The sequence below is a fragment of the Roseibium sp. ROS1 genome, from assembly GCF_054658215.1.
In genome coordinates, this window is the sequence record NZ_BAAGIG010000003.1 from 680,676 (window position 1) to 693,290 (window position 12,615).

At 59.1% G+C, this 12,615-nt stretch carries 13 protein-coding genes; 7 read left to right on the top strand and 6 right to left on the bottom strand.

All coding sequences use genetic code 11. The features are described from left to right. Nucleotides 1–112: 112 nt before the first annotated feature. The gene (locus tag ACYQ6M_RS19250) at nt 113–1,252 is read left to right on the top strand and encodes a DNA methyltransferase (protein WP_460075047.1); all 1,140 of its coding nucleotides are present in this window, start codon (nt 113–115) and stop codon (nt 1,250–1,252) included. A 108-nt stretch (nt 1,253–1,360) separates the two neighbouring features. Here ACYQ6M_RS19250 and ACYQ6M_RS19255 read toward each other — a convergent pair whose 3' ends face one another. Together ACYQ6M_RS19255 and ACYQ6M_RS19260 are read right to left on the bottom strand one after the other, a co-directional pair. Continuing rightward, nucleotides 1,361–3,166, bottom strand: coding sequence for a putative bifunctional diguanylate cyclase/phosphodiesterase (locus ACYQ6M_RS19255; protein WP_460075049.1), 1,806 nt, complete (start codon nt 3,164–3,166; stop codon nt 1,361–1,363). Beyond that, nucleotides 3,163–3,747 carry a heme NO-binding domain-containing protein gene (locus ACYQ6M_RS19260; RefSeq protein ID WP_062490227.1) on the bottom strand — a complete coding sequence of 195 codons (585 nt, stop codon included), beginning with the start codon at nt 3,745–3,747 and terminating at the stop codon, nt 3,163–3,165. Before ACYQ6M_RS19260 ends, ACYQ6M_RS19255 begins: the two co-directional genes overlap by 4 nt. A 424-nt stretch (nt 3,748–4,171) precedes the next feature. On the opposite strand from ACYQ6M_RS19260, the gene ACYQ6M_RS19265 reads away from it, so the two are divergent. Both ACYQ6M_RS19265 and adh read left to right on the top strand, forming a co-directional pair. Continuing rightward, nucleotides 4,172–5,116 (top strand): GAF domain-containing protein, encoded by a 945-nt coding sequence (locus tag ACYQ6M_RS19265; protein WP_460075051.1) that lies wholly within the window; start codon nt 4,172–4,174, stop codon nt 5,114–5,116. A 173-nt stretch (nt 5,117–5,289) separates the two neighbouring features. Continuing rightward, nucleotides 5,290–6,810, top strand: coding sequence for an aldehyde dehydrogenase (adh, locus tag ACYQ6M_RS19270; RefSeq protein WP_023001986.1), 1,521 nt, complete (start codon nt 5,290–5,292; stop codon nt 6,808–6,810). 108 nt (nt 6,811–6,918) lie between these two features. On the opposite strand, the gene ACYQ6M_RS19275 is transcribed toward adh, so the two are convergent. Together ACYQ6M_RS19275 and ACYQ6M_RS19280 are read right to left on the bottom strand one after the other, a co-directional pair. Next, on the bottom strand, nt 6,919–7,641 hold the full coding sequence (locus ACYQ6M_RS19275) for an alpha/beta fold hydrolase (RefSeq protein ID WP_152504570.1): 723 nt from the start codon (nt 7,639–7,641) through the stop codon (nt 6,919–6,921). A gap of 22 nt (nt 7,642–7,663) precedes the next feature. After that, entirely contained in the window at nt 7,664–7,972 is a 309-nt protein-coding gene (locus ACYQ6M_RS19280; protein WP_023001988.1) for a winged helix-turn-helix transcriptional regulator, read from the bottom strand. A 222-nt stretch (nt 7,973–8,194) separates the two neighbouring features. On the opposite strand from ACYQ6M_RS19280, the gene ACYQ6M_RS19285 reads away from it, so the two are divergent. From ACYQ6M_RS19285 to ACYQ6M_RS19300, 4 genes are all read left to right on the top strand, one after another. Next, nucleotides 8,195–8,809, top strand: coding sequence for a glutathione binding-like protein (locus tag ACYQ6M_RS19285; RefSeq protein WP_460075053.1), 615 nt, complete (start codon nt 8,195–8,197; stop codon nt 8,807–8,809). After that, a complete protein-coding gene (locus ACYQ6M_RS19290; protein ID WP_055657861.1) occupies nt 8,806–9,192 on the top strand; it encodes a nuclear transport factor 2 family protein in 387 nt (128 codons plus the stop codon). Before ACYQ6M_RS19285 ends, ACYQ6M_RS19290 begins: the two co-directional genes overlap by 4 nt. Nucleotide 9,193: 1 nt before the next feature. Beyond that, nucleotides 9,194–9,409: a tautomerase family protein gene (locus ACYQ6M_RS19295; protein WP_075282280.1), complete on the top strand. Its 216-nt coding sequence runs from the start codon at nt 9,194–9,196 to the stop codon at nt 9,407–9,409. A 369-nt stretch (nt 9,410–9,778) separates the two neighbouring features. After that, the gene (locus ACYQ6M_RS19300) at nt 9,779–10,339 is read left to right on the top strand and encodes a DUF4166 domain-containing protein (RefSeq protein ID WP_460075055.1); all 561 of its coding nucleotides are present in this window, start codon (nt 9,779–9,781) and stop codon (nt 10,337–10,339) included. 6 nt (nt 10,340–10,345) lie between these two features. Here ACYQ6M_RS19300 and tyrS read toward each other — a convergent pair whose 3' ends face one another. Continuing rightward, entirely contained in the window at nt 10,346–11,623 is a 1,278-nt protein-coding gene (gene tyrS / locus ACYQ6M_RS19305) for a tyrosine--tRNA ligase (RefSeq protein WP_023001993.1), read from the bottom strand. A 328-nt stretch (nt 11,624–11,951) separates the two neighbouring features. Next, complete coding sequence (locus ACYQ6M_RS19310) at nt 11,952–12,536, bottom strand: hemerythrin domain-containing protein (RefSeq protein WP_062490238.1); 585 nt, start codon at nt 12,534–12,536, stop codon at nt 11,952–11,954. Between the last annotated feature and the right edge of the window lie 79 nt (nt 12,537–12,615).

Genomic DNA, 12,615 nt, shown 5'->3' on the forward strand with positions numbered 1-12,615 from the left:
GATTGTAAACAAAGCCTTGATTCAAAGGGAATTTTTGTTCCATCAGCTTAACTGCTGATTTACCAAACCCGGTAACCATGACACTCGAAATTGCGTGAGGTATTGCGTCGCAATGAGTGTACTGCGTACCGGGGTGTCCTTCGCGGCACCCCGCCTATCAAATGAACCGGAAGCTGGTGCTTCCTGGCTGAACACGATCCTGAAGGGCGACTGCGTTGCCGCCCTTGAGAAACTGCCGCCCCGGTCTGTTGACCTGGTCTTCGCGGACCCGCCCTACAACCTTCAGTTGGGTGGCGATCTGCACAGGCCGGATCAGTCAAAGGTGGATGCCTGTGACGACCATTGGGACCAGTTCGAAAGTTTCGAAGCCTATGACGCTTTCACCCGGGCCTGGCTTCTGGCCGTCCGGCGGGTGATGAAGGCGGATGGCTCGCTGTATGTGATCGGTTCGTATCACAACATCTTCCGCGTCGGCGCGATCCTGCAGGATCTCGGCTTCTGGATCATGAATGACATCGTCTGGCTGAAGTCCAACCCGATGCCGAACTTCCGCGGCAAACGGTTCACCAATGCCCACGAGACCATGATCTGGGCGGTCAAGTCGAAAGATGCGAAGCCGACCTTCAACTACGATGCGCTGAAGACCTTTAACGAGGATCTTCAGATGCGCTCCGACTGGCACCTGCCGCTGTGTACCGGCACCGAGAGGCTGAAGGGCAAGGACGGGCAGAAGGTGCATCCGACCCAGAAACCGGAGGCTCTGCTCTACCGTGTTCTGACGGCCTCCTCCAAACCGGGAGATGTCGTGCTCGACCCGTTCTTCGGGACGGGCACCACCGGGGCTGTCGCCAAGAAACTTGGCCGCCACTATGTCGGCGTGGAGCGTGAGCAGGACTATATCGACGCGGCCACGGCTCGTATCGAGGCCATCGAGCCTGGCGATACTGCGTCACTGGAAATGCAGCAGGGCAAGCGGGCGCTGAAACGCATCCCGTTCGGCACGCTTCTGGAAAGCGGTCTGCTGCAGCCGGGGACGGAACTCAGCTGCCCGAAAGGCAAGCATCTTGCCATCGTGCGCGCCGACGGCTCTCTCAAGTCCGGCGATCATACCGGCTCGATCCACAAGGTCGGTGCTCTGGTACAGGGTCAGGAGGCCTGCAACGGCTGGACCTTCTGGCACATCAACGAGGGCGGCAAGACGTCGCCCATCGACGATCTCCGCAAGGAAATCAGATCCCGCCTGCAGGCATAAGCAGGCACTCCAAAGAGAGACTTCGCGTTCCCCGCGAGATCGACTTAGCCCCGTTTCCCAGAAAAGGAGACGGGGTTTTCTTTATGGAATACGGGAACGGTATCTCGATCAGGCGCTCTTGTATTTCACGTCCGGCGCCCAGACATCCAGCCATTGCAGGATCTCGTCGGCACCGATGGGCGGCGAAAAATAGAAACCCTGGAATAGACGGCAGCCACAGTTTTTCAGGAACTCCAGCTCCTCGCGGGTTTCAACGCCTTCCGCCAGAACGTCCAGCCCCATGTTCTTGGCCATTGCCAGCATGGCGCCGGCAATTCTCTGCATCTTCGGGTTCCTGTCGAGCCCGGAAACAAACGAGCGGTCGATCTTAAGCGTCGCGACCGGTGTTTCGATCAAGGTTGCGATGGAGGAATGTCCGGTGCCGAAGTCATCAAGGGCCAGGGCGAAACCTGCCTGTTCCAGGTTACTGCACTGGGCAATCAGCTCCTGATCCGACTGGTCGAAGAGGATCGATTCCAGCAGTTCCAGCTGAATGTCCCCGGGCTTCAGGCCGGCCGCGGCAAGTTCGGCATGCAAGATCGCGACAAATTCCACCGACCTGAGGTTCGATGCCGTCACGTTCAACGAGAGCTTGCCTATGTCCCTGCCGGCGGATTTCCAGGCAGCAAAATGGGTGAACGCCTTGCACCGCACCTGCCGGTCGATTTCGGACATGATGTTTGCCCTGGTCGCCGTTTCCAGGAAACGGGCCGGTGGCAACACCCCTTGTTCTGCCGTCTCCCAGCGCGCGACCACCTCCAGGCCGCACACCCGACCCGTGACGATATCGATCTGCGGCTGAAAATAGGGAACGAACTGGCTGCGTTTCAGACCTTCTTCGATCTGTGAGACCAACCTGCTCGTCTCCTCGTGCCGCCGGATCATCTCCTTTGACAGCAATTTGACGGACGACCGGGTGACCTTGGCATCGTAAAGCGCGATATCGGAATTCGCGATCAGCCTGTCGGCGTTCTGCACTTCGCCGGGATGAAACAGAACCACGCCTATACTCGCGCTGACCTGGCAGCTGTGCCCGTTGTAGCGGATCGGCATGGCGATCGCATTCAAGAGGCGCAGCGCCATGGCATAGAGGCTTTCCTTGTCCGGAGGCTCAGCCAGAAACAGGGCAAACTCATCACCGCCAAGCCGTGCAGGAAGGTCGTTCGGACCGCATATCGCCGACAACGCCTCGGCCGTCTGCATCAGGATCATGTCGCCCGCGGTATGGCCGAAGTTGTCGTTGACCGACTTGAATTCGTCGAGGTCGATGTGAAGGAGCGCAAACACGTGCCCGGTGTCAGGCAGCTGCAAAGCCTCTTCCAGACGCCGGTGCAGTGCCCCTCTGTTGGCAATCTCCGTCAGCGGATCCTGTGAGGCCTTCTTTTCCGCTTCGATCTTCGCCGCCTTCAATGCGGTTGCCATCTTCTGGCTGTCCTCCAGAAGCGTACGCTGCGCTTCGAAGGAGTAGAAGAGATCGATGGAGAAGTCGTTCGGTTTGAAGTCGGATTCCGTCAACCCGAAACGCTCGACGACCTGTGACAGGTGAAGACCGAAGGACAGGTCCAGAAACACCGTGTCCTCGTTCGCAGCTGCAAGGGCGAAACCGCGAAACTGTATAGGCTCGCCATCCTGCGGACATGCGGAAAGGACCAGTTTCGTGCCGAGCCTTTCGCGAACACAGGCCATGGATCTGACGTTACGCGGCCGCTCAACCGTGAAGACGTCGAACAAGTTTGCTCCCGACGCTTCCGGCCCGAGGATCCGTTCAAGGGTCGGGCCCAGTCCACTGATCCGGCCGCGACTGTCCAGAACAACATGCATTGGAAACAGCATGTCGATGGCCTTGCAGGTCAGATCGAGTTTGGATGCTGTCAAATTCCGGCCTCGGTTCTCATGGGCTTGAGTGCAGTGTCGAGGATCCGGATTTCAAAGATGTCGTGATCCGCCTGTTCCGATTTCACCGCGACCTGGTTGACCTCGATGCTCTCGCCGGTCTCCTTGGCGAGACCATGCAGAAGTCCGATGACCATCGGCGCCAGTCCGTCACGATCGGAATAGTAGTGCAGAATGCAGGATCCATCTTCCTTCTGGTCGACCTCGAAGGACGGCGGCTTCAGATGTGGCATCGACAGCAGGATCCGGTCATGCATGTCATCGAGCCCCTTCAACTGCTCGATGAAGGAATTGCCGGCAAGGCGCATCAGATTGCCGAAATGCGAGGCGCCTGCGTATTCGACCCAGTATTTTCCGAAGATGCTCAGGACGTCCGATGCAGGCAGGCCGGTAAAGCTGCAGATGGCACCGACGAGCTTGTAGGTGATGGCATCGTCATAACTCGACATTCTTTCAAATTCGAGTTCCTCCAGGCCCGCGGTTTCGCAAATGCTTTGCCAGGCTTCGGGTCCGTGGTTGTCCAGAATGAAGGTGCGAATGCCTTCGTTCACCATTCCATACATGCAGACTCCTCCAGAGTTAGCATTGTGAGTATACGAATTTGCTTACGTCAGCATTAATCAGTTCCAGACATATGTCTGTTTTTAACTGCCATTACTGACAAACAATCACTACTTCCGCGCGAGTTTTCCGATTTAATTACCCAACGTTTCTTTTTCTCCAAATAACCCATTGAGAAAAACAACAATGATTACCTGAAACTCTTGCCGGAAGAAGGCGCATCGTTTGAGGTACCGGAAAGGCAATGCAAACCTTCGTGTCCGGCTCGGCCGCGTCTTCGGTTCGGCCCCTTGCCGGACAGACGGCTTGCAATCGCCATGCAATCCCTCCATCCTCCGCGATCAATCGAGCGTTCATGGGAGGAACGATCCGACGGTTTGAAACCGGCGCAAACGGCCGGAAGACCCGAGGTCGGCGGTCGCATTTATGAAGGACCATGTCGAGACAGTTCTGCGAACCGTGCAATCGGGATCGGCGCCTGCGCTGTCCCGGATTGCAGCCTCGTGGCGCAGATCGATCGACAAGCACGGCCTGGACCCTGCCGCCCACAAGGCGCCCCAGCGCATGGGGGACGACCAGCTTTACCGGCGGCGGGAAGAGACAGGTGCCTTCCTGAAAATCGCCACGCCGAAACTGGACCAGTTATTCGGCCTGGTCGGTCAGTCCGGCTGCACGGTTCTTCTGACCGACGCGGAGGGGGTTGTGCTTGACCAGCGTTGCATGAGCGCCGATGCGGACATCTTTAAGGACTGGGGTCTCAGCCAGGGCACCGACTGGAGCGAAGCCGCCGTCGGAACAAACGGCATCGGCACCTGCCTTGCCGAGGAACGCAATCTGATCGTCCATCGGCAGGAACATTTCCTGGCTCGCAATGTCGGCATGAGCTGCATGGACGCGCCGATCTATGGTCCGGACGGCAGGCTGGCCGGTGCACTCGATGTGTCTTCTGCCCGTTCCGACCAGACGGAAACCTTCAACCGGCTGATCGCAGCAATGGTCTCGCAGACTGCAAGACAGATCGAGATCGAAACCTTCCGCGCCGCTTTTCCTGCCGCCCGTATCATCGTCGCCGACGGGGAAACCACCGATACCGCAATGCTGCTTGCCGTCGACGCCGACGACATCGTTCTCGGGGCAACGCGCGCTGCCAGGAAGGCCTTTGGGCTTGGTGCAAGCGGCCCTCTGAAGCCCCTGCCCGCTTCCGATCTGCTTGGCCGCGAGGATGGCCCCAGCGGCTTTGAGAAGGCAGAAAGGGCTGCCGTCATTCGTGCACTGGCGCGGGCCGGCGGCAACGTTTCCGAAGCCGCGCGCGCGCTCGGCATCGGCCGGGCAACCCTTTACCGGCGAATGAAACGGCTGAACATAGACTGATATCCCGGCTGACCTGTCTCAGAACTGAGACACATGCCGGACACAGGCATCTGCCCCCTCCTACCACTGCGCAAGTTCCTCCGGCACAGTCCACCCATTCCCGGTGGAGGACCGGGACCTTCGGCCCGTCGCAGCTTCGGTTGCCTGACCGCCGATCTTGTGGAGGAACCCAGATGAATCAGATGCCCAGTTTTTCCGTCGACACGACGTCTCCGTTCAAGTCCCGCTATGACAACTATATCGGCGGCAAATTCGTTGCGCCTGTGAACGGACGGTATTTCAACAACATCACGCCGATTTCCGGCGCCACCGTTTGCGAAGTCGCCCGTTCCGATGCCGCTGACGTTGACCTGGCGCTTGATGCGGCCCATGCGGCCAAGGAAGCCTGGGGCCGGACCCCGGCAGCAGAGCGTGCCAATATTCTGCTGAAAATCGCCGATGTCATGGAGCAGAATCTCGACATTCTGGCCAAGGCAGAAACCTGGGACAACGGCAAGCCGATCCGAGAAACCACGGCAGCCGATATTCCGCTTTCCGTCGACCACTTCCGCTATTTCGCAGGCGTTCTGCGCGGCCAGGAAGGCTCCATGTCGGAGATCGATGCCGACACCATTGCTTACCACTTCCATGAGCCGCTCGGCGTTGTCGGGCAGATCATTCCCTGGAACTTCTCCATCCTGATGGCTGCCTGGAAACTGGCTCCGGCGCTCGCCGCCGGCAACTGCGTCGTTCTGAAACCGGCCGAGCAGACCCCGGCGGCAATCATGGTGCTGGCGGAGCTCATCGGCGGCCTGTTGCCGGATGGCGTTCTCAACATCGTCAATGGCTTTGGTGCAGAGGTTGGCGCCCCGCTCGCCAAGTCAAATCGCATCGCCAAGATCGCCTTTACCGGGTCGACCGAAACCGGCCGGATGATCATGCAGTACGCAACCGAGAACCTCATTCCGGTGACGCTGGAACTGGGCGGCAAGTCGCCGAACATCTTCTTTTCCGACGTCATGAGCGAAGACGATGCGTTCCTCGACAAGGCCATCGAGGGCTTTGTTTTGTTCGCCTTCAACCAGGGTGAAGTCTGCACCTGTCCGAGCCGGGCCCTGATCCAGGAAGACATCTACGAAGCCTTCATCGAACGGGCGATCGCCCGTGTGAAAGCCATCAAGCAGGGTGACCCGCGCGCCATCGAGACCATGGTCGGTGCCCAGGCCAGCCGCGAGCAGCAGGACAAGATCCTGTCCTATCTGACCATCGGGGTCGAGGAAGGTGCACAAGTGCTGTGCGGCGGCGCGGAAGCGAAGTTCGACGGCGACCTTTCCGGCGGCTTCTACGTTCAGCCGACCATCCTGAAAGGCCACAACAAGATGCGGGTCTTCCAGGAGGAAATCTTCGGCCCGGTGGTGTCCGTCACCACGTTCAAGACCGAAGAAGAAGCCCTGGCGATTGCAAACGACACCATGTACGGCCTCGGCGCCGGCGTGTGGTCGCGTGATGCCAACCGCTGCTACCGGTTCGGCCGCGCCATCGAGGCAGGCCGCGTATGGGTGAACAACTATCACGCCTACCCGGCCCATGCGGCCTTTGGTGGCTACAAGCAGTCCGGCATCGGCCGTGAGACCCACAAGATGATGCTGGATCACTATCAGCAGACCAAGAACATGCTGGTCAGCTACAACCCGAACAAACTCGGGTTCTTCTAAAGACTGCCGGCGTTACCCGATCTTGTCCTGGCAGTGATGCGGGGCAGTCTTCGAAAGAAGGCTGCCCCGTTTTCCGTTGAAGCTCCGGGAACGGCAGCCTGTTCATCGTCAAAGTTCTTCTGCAATCTCTTCCAGCAGATCCGCAAGCGCCTCAGGCTCGCTCACCATGGCATCGTGGCCTGTCGCGATCCGTGAGACCGGCCATCCCTTGGCCTGTGCCCGGGCCAGTGCGACTTTTGCCGGCGGATATGGCGGGTCAGTGCATTCGATGTAATGGGCTGGAAGACCGTTTCCGACCGGGTGCTTCAGGTCCAGTGCCGTGGTGAAGGTTCGGAACGGGTGCGGTGTCAGGCGCGGTTTCAAAAAGGCAACGTCGTCCGGCTTCGTGATGCCAAAACTTTCCGGCGGGGCTGGCGGCAGCGACAGGCCGCCGCTGCTGATTTCCGCCAGCTTCCTGCGGTCTTCGGCAAGATCTTGCGGCAGAAGATCGAACCAGGTCTCTCCGCTTTCCAGCATGATCGCGTCGAGATAGATCAGACCGGCAATCCGCTCCGGCACGAGGTCTGCAACCCCGGTGATCGGAATGCCGCCAAAGCTGTGGCCGACTAGAACGACGTCCGCCAGGTCCTCGAACTGAAGATGGCGCACGATATCTTCCACGAACGTCCGGATCGTGATGTCCGGTGAAAGCAGATGCGAGCGCTCGCCAAGGCCCGTCTGCGTTGGTGCGGTCACGCGATGCCCACGTGCCCGCAGGATGTTTGCCAGACGCGACCAGCACCAGCCGCCATGCCAGACACCATGGACGCAAACGAAAGTCTGCTGTTTCAAGAGCCCCTCCCCGCTTCACCACCTATTCGGCGGCTTCGGCCGCCATCTGGAAATCGCGCCGCACCTTCAACTTGTGCCCGACTTCGACAATGGCTTCCAGTGCCGGAATCAGATCCTGACCCAGATCCGTCAGCTCGTATTCAACGGAAGGTGGCGAGGTCGGGCGGACATGGCGCAACAGCACGCCGCGGCCTTCCAACTCTGAAAGGCGCTGTGACAGTACCTTGCCGGACACAGGGGGAATATCCGCCTTCAGCTCGTTGAAGCGGCGGGGACCTGCCCGCAGGCTCCAGATGACGTTGGGTGCCCAGGCTCCGGAAATCACCTGCATGCACTGGGTCAGACTGCAAGGAGTCGGCGGTTTCGGGCTCAGATTCTTGCGCATTTTCAAGGCCATGGGCACCACACGATCTTCAAGGGTCCAAGGTCACGCGGGAACCATCAGGTTTCTGCCCGGTAACTCGATAATGCAAGTTACCAATAGAAACCTACTTGTCAATGGTGACTTCAAAAGACACCTTCCGGGCATCGATACGAACCAAGGAGCCAATCGATGAAACTGTTCTACAAACCCGGTGCCTGTTCCATGGCTGCTCATCTCCTGCTCAACGAAGCCGGTGCCACCTACAGTCTCGAAAAAGTCGATACGACCGCGGGTCTGACGGAGACCGGCGCAGCATACGCGCAGACCAATCCGCGCGGCTACGTGCCGGCACTTCGGTTTGAGAACGGTGACGTTCTGACGGAAAACGTTGCCATCCTGCATTGGCTTGGCGAGCAGTACCCGGACTTTGCGACGGATACAGCAGGCAAGCCGCTCGACCGGTTCCGCGTGCTGGAATTGCTCAGCTTCCTGTCCTCAGAGCTTCACAAGGGGTTCAGCCCGTTCTTTTCCGGCAAGGAATTTTCTGAAGCAGAAGCAGCTGAAAACCAGACAAAGCTGAATACCAAGCTCGGCCAGTTCGACGCCTTGCTGGCAAAGGGCGGCGACTATCTTTTGGGAGATACCTTCTCCGTTGCCGACGCCTATGCCTTTGTCATCTTGAACTGGACAAACTTCATCGGCGTGTCTCTTGGCCACTGGCCGAAGACGGCAGCCTATGTCGAGCGCATCCGCACTCGCCCGGCTACCCTGAAGACCCTTCAGGAAGAAGGCCTGGCGGCATGAGCAGTGCCTTGGCTGCGCTGGAAAAGGTCATATCCGACTATTTCGACGCGCTTTATCACTGCGATACCGACCTGCTGCAGCAGGTGTTTCACGAGAAGGCAATCTACGCCACGGCGGACGAGACGCCCCTGCTCTATCGCACGATGGCCGAATATGTACCGGTCGTCGCCGCCCGCCAGTCGCCGGCGTCCCGGGGTGAGGAGCGCCGCGATGTCATCGACGAGATCCAGTTCGCCGGTGAGAACACGGCCTTTGCCAGAGTTCGCTGTTCGATCGGCAACAACGATTTCACCGATTTCCTGACCTTCGTGCGGGACGAAGGCCGCTGGCAAATCATGGCGAAGATCTTCGAAATTCGACCACGCAACGAAGGAGTGGCCTGACATGCCTTACGTGAATATCCAGGTGACCCGTGAAGGGGTGACGGCGGAGCAGAAAGCCAGGCTTATCAAAGGCGCGACGGACCTACTGGTTGACGTTCTCGACAAGAACCCGGCAACCACCTTCGTGGTGATCGAGGAAGTGGACCTTGAGAACTGGGGCGTCGGCGGCCTGCCGGTGGAAGAATACCGGGCAAGGCAGCTGGAAAAACAGAGCTGAACGGTCAAATGGAAGCCGGGGAAATCCCGGCTTCTTTCTTTGCCGCGTTGCGCTTCCCTCTTTCAGTTCCTCTCCACAGTCCGGGAAACCCAGGATTCGTTCGTCCCAAACATTCGTCATCGCAGGGCTCAACCCTGCAATCCATGCCGTGACCGCGCCTCAGCCAGAAGCCTCAATTGGCGGATGGGGAACGGCATGGATGCCATGGCCAGGCCATGGCATGACGGAGGAAGTGGAGAGGGATGATGGGAAGGCTGAATGGTGCTCCTCTGGAGGTCACCAAACAAGTGCAAAGAGTTTTTGCTGTTGTCCAATCAACGCGAGAATGGTCTGTCTGAGAAGACACTTCGACATCAAAGCAGATCTCACATGCCCCGCACGCTTTATCAAACCATCCTCGGCCCCGAGTTCGACAAGGTACCGGCAGAAATCCGGCGGATGCACAGCTTCGCGCGGGTGGCGCGGGGCACCGCGGATGTCAGCCGGGGAAGCTCGTGGGGCGCAAAGCTGATTTGCCGGCTGGCGAAGTTGCCGGAAGCACGGATGGGTGTTCCGGTCGAGACCAGCTTTGAACCTATCGTGGGTGGAGAGCGCTGGACCCGGCGGTTTGACGGGCAGCCGTTCCAGACCGACATGATGGCCGGTACTGGCGAAGCGTATCCCTGCATGCTCGAGCGCCTTGGACCTTTCCTGTTCAAGATGCGGGTAACGGCAAGTGACAAGGGCATCGACATCACCCCGGCAGAGGTTTCGCTTGGACCGCTTCCGCTGTCGCTGCGCCTTGCTCCGAGAGCGGTCGGGCGCGAGCGTGTTGTCGATGGAAGGTACAGTTTCACCGTAGAGGTGACCTTCCCGCTGATCGGGAAGGTCTTCGGCTACAACGGCCGGCTGGAGCCGGCCGTTCTGATCGATGATGCAAAAGCCATCTGACCGGCCTCACTCGAAGCCGACCAGGGCCTTGCGGCGTTTGCCGACAGAAATCGACAAACGGTCGTTGGCCTGAAGATCGCCTGTGGCAATGCGGCGGCGCGCGTCGTCGACGATCTGGTTGTTGAGGCGAACGCCTCCACCTTCCACGAGCCGCCGTGCTTCGCCGTTGGATGCTGCGAAGCCAACCGCGACCACAAGCTCCAGAAGGCCGAGACCGTCTGCCAGAATTTTCAGCGGCAGACTGTGGGTCGGTTCCAGGATCTCGCCTTCGCCCGAAAACAGGGCATCGCCTTGCTGCAAGGCGCCGCGCGCTTCTTCCGGGCCATGAACGATTGCCGTCACCTGGGTTGCCAGGATCTTCTTGGCTTCGTTCAGCTCCGCCCCTTCCAGCGCCGCAAGTCGTTCGATTTCGCTCATCGGCAGCTCGGTAAAAAGGCGCAGGCACTTGGCGACATCTGCATCGGCGGTGTTGCGCCAGAACTGCCAGAAGCCGAAGGGCGACAGGTGTTCGGGGTGCAGCCACACGGCACCAGCGGCCGTCTTGCCCATCTTCGCACCGCTGGCGGTGGTCAGCAGGGGAACAGTGAGGCCGTGCAACTTGCGGCCATCACGGCGGCCGAGTTCCACACCATTGACGATGTTGCCCCATTGATCGGATCCACCGACCTGAAGCGCACAGTCATGACGCTTTGCCAACTCCAGAAAATCAACGGCCTGCAGCATCATGTAGCAGAACTCCAGAACCGTCAGCGGCATCTGAGCATCGAGGCGCGACTTGACGCTGTCGAAGGTCATCATGCGGTTGACGGTGAACTGGGAGCCATAGTCGCGGAGGAATTCCAGGAAGCGGAATTCATTGAGCCATTCCGCATTGTCGACCAGCAAAGCCCCATCTTCGCCGTTCATATCCACGAGACGCTCAACGGATCGTCGTATGCTCGCGATGTTGGCTGCGATCTGGCGTTCCTCCAGCATCGGCCGGGCATCCTTGCGGAAACTCGGATCGCCGATCTGACTTGTGCCACCGCCAAGCACGACGATGGGACGATGGCCGAGCTTCTGCAGCCAACGCATGGTCATCAACGGCATCAGGTGGCCGACATGAAGACTTGCCGCCGTGGCATCGAACCCGGCGTATGCGGTGATCGGCCCTTGTGACAGCGTCTGGTCGAGCGCCTCGATATCCGTGCATTGGTGCACAAGACCACGTTCCAGAAGCACGGCAAGTGCCTCCGATTTGAGTTTTGTCGCCGGTTTGCCGGCTTCGATCATATGTCTGGTCATTTTTCGCTTCCTGGTTCCCCCGCCAGGAAGCTCGGGTCTCTAGAAACCAAAAAGCCGCCTGACGCGGCGGCTTTTGAGGTGTCTATGGGGTGAACAAGATCCTACGCAGCCGCCGGTATGTCGGTGACGTAATAAAAATACACGAAGGATGCGCTCATCTTGGTCATGCCAGCTTAAATGCGTTAGGGCGGGAAAAGAGTCAAGCCTGTTGTGTTCGTGACGTTCCAGACCCCGGCAAGTGTAACCGGAATGCCTCAAGGCTGCGCGCGGTCAAGAAATCCCACCTAACCCAGGGCGACAGGCGTGCGCTTCCGCACATCTGGCCGCGTTACGACAACCCGAGTTTCCGTTCGCCGCGATCCAGGATAACCGGAACGATCAGGTCTTCCTCGTCATCCAGATGGCGCATCAGGCCGGAGATCAGGGTGTCGCTGACACCGGCGAAACTGTCGGCCGCGCGGCGGATGGCATCGCGGTCTTTCGTCTGCAATTGCCCGAACAGCTTGTTGGCGCTCTTGATCACCGCCTCAATGCGATGGTGGATCAGTTCGTGGTCGCCCTCCAGTAGCTCAAAGCCATCCACCAGGCGCTTTTCGGCTTCCATGAATACAGGGAAATAGTGCTCATCCTCGATCATGTGGTGGTGATGCAGCTCACTGAGAAACTGTTGCAGACGCGGGGCAAAGAGGTTGCCGAAACGGTTTACCGGGAGCCGTTGTTCGCGGAAGTCGGTCAGGATCGTATCCAGGTCAGCACCGAGCTGACGGAAGCCGTTATGCCGTGCGAGCCAGAATTCGGTCAGTGGGCCGAGGTTCTGGTGACCCGGCCAGTCTTCGCGCGGATGTTCTTTCAGAAGGAACAGCCACTCCTGCGGAAGTCCGGTCCGTTCATCCAGATTGGTGGTGTTGGTCATGGGTTTCAGGTCCGGTCAGAGAGAAGGTCTGCCGACCTTATACGCATGTTTTGGCCTGTCATGCGGAAACAGTGTGTTC

What these genes read in the sequence shown, in the direction of transcription:
- ACYQ6M_RS19260 (WP_062490227.1), bottom strand. Translation starts at nt 3,747, where the DNA reads ATGTATGGAATGGTGAACGAAGGCATTCGCACCTTCATTCTGGACAAC.
- tyrS (WP_023001993.1), bottom strand. Translation starts at nt 11,623, where the DNA reads ATGACCAGACATATGATCGAAGCCGGCAAACCGGCGACAAAACTCAAA.
- ACYQ6M_RS19310 (WP_062490238.1), bottom strand. Translation starts at nt 12,536, where the DNA reads ATGACCAACACCACCAATCTGGATGAACGGACCGGACTTCCGCAGGAG.
- ACYQ6M_RS19250 (WP_460075047.1), top strand. Translation starts at nt 113, where the DNA reads ATGAGTGTACTGCGTACCGGGGTGTCCTTCGCGGCACCCCGCCTATCA.
- ACYQ6M_RS19280 (WP_023001988.1), bottom strand. Translation starts at nt 7,972, where the DNA reads ATGCAGGTGATTTCCGGAGCCTGGGCACCCAACGTCATCTGGAGCCTG.
- ACYQ6M_RS19265 (WP_460075051.1), top strand. Translation starts at nt 4,172, where the DNA reads ATGAAGGACCATGTCGAGACAGTTCTGCGAACCGTGCAATCGGGATCG.
- ACYQ6M_RS19300 (WP_460075055.1), top strand. Translation starts at nt 9,779, where the DNA reads ATGCCCCGCACGCTTTATCAAACCATCCTCGGCCCCGAGTTCGACAAG.
- ACYQ6M_RS19290 (WP_055657861.1), top strand. Translation starts at nt 8,806, where the DNA reads ATGAGCAGTGCCTTGGCTGCGCTGGAAAAGGTCATATCCGACTATTTC.
- ACYQ6M_RS19295 (WP_075282280.1), top strand. Translation starts at nt 9,194, where the DNA reads ATGCCTTACGTGAATATCCAGGTGACCCGTGAAGGGGTGACGGCGGAG.
- ACYQ6M_RS19285 (WP_460075053.1), top strand. Translation starts at nt 8,195, where the DNA reads ATGAAACTGTTCTACAAACCCGGTGCCTGTTCCATGGCTGCTCATCTC.
- adh (WP_023001986.1), top strand. Translation starts at nt 5,290, where the DNA reads ATGAATCAGATGCCCAGTTTTTCCGTCGACACGACGTCTCCGTTCAAG.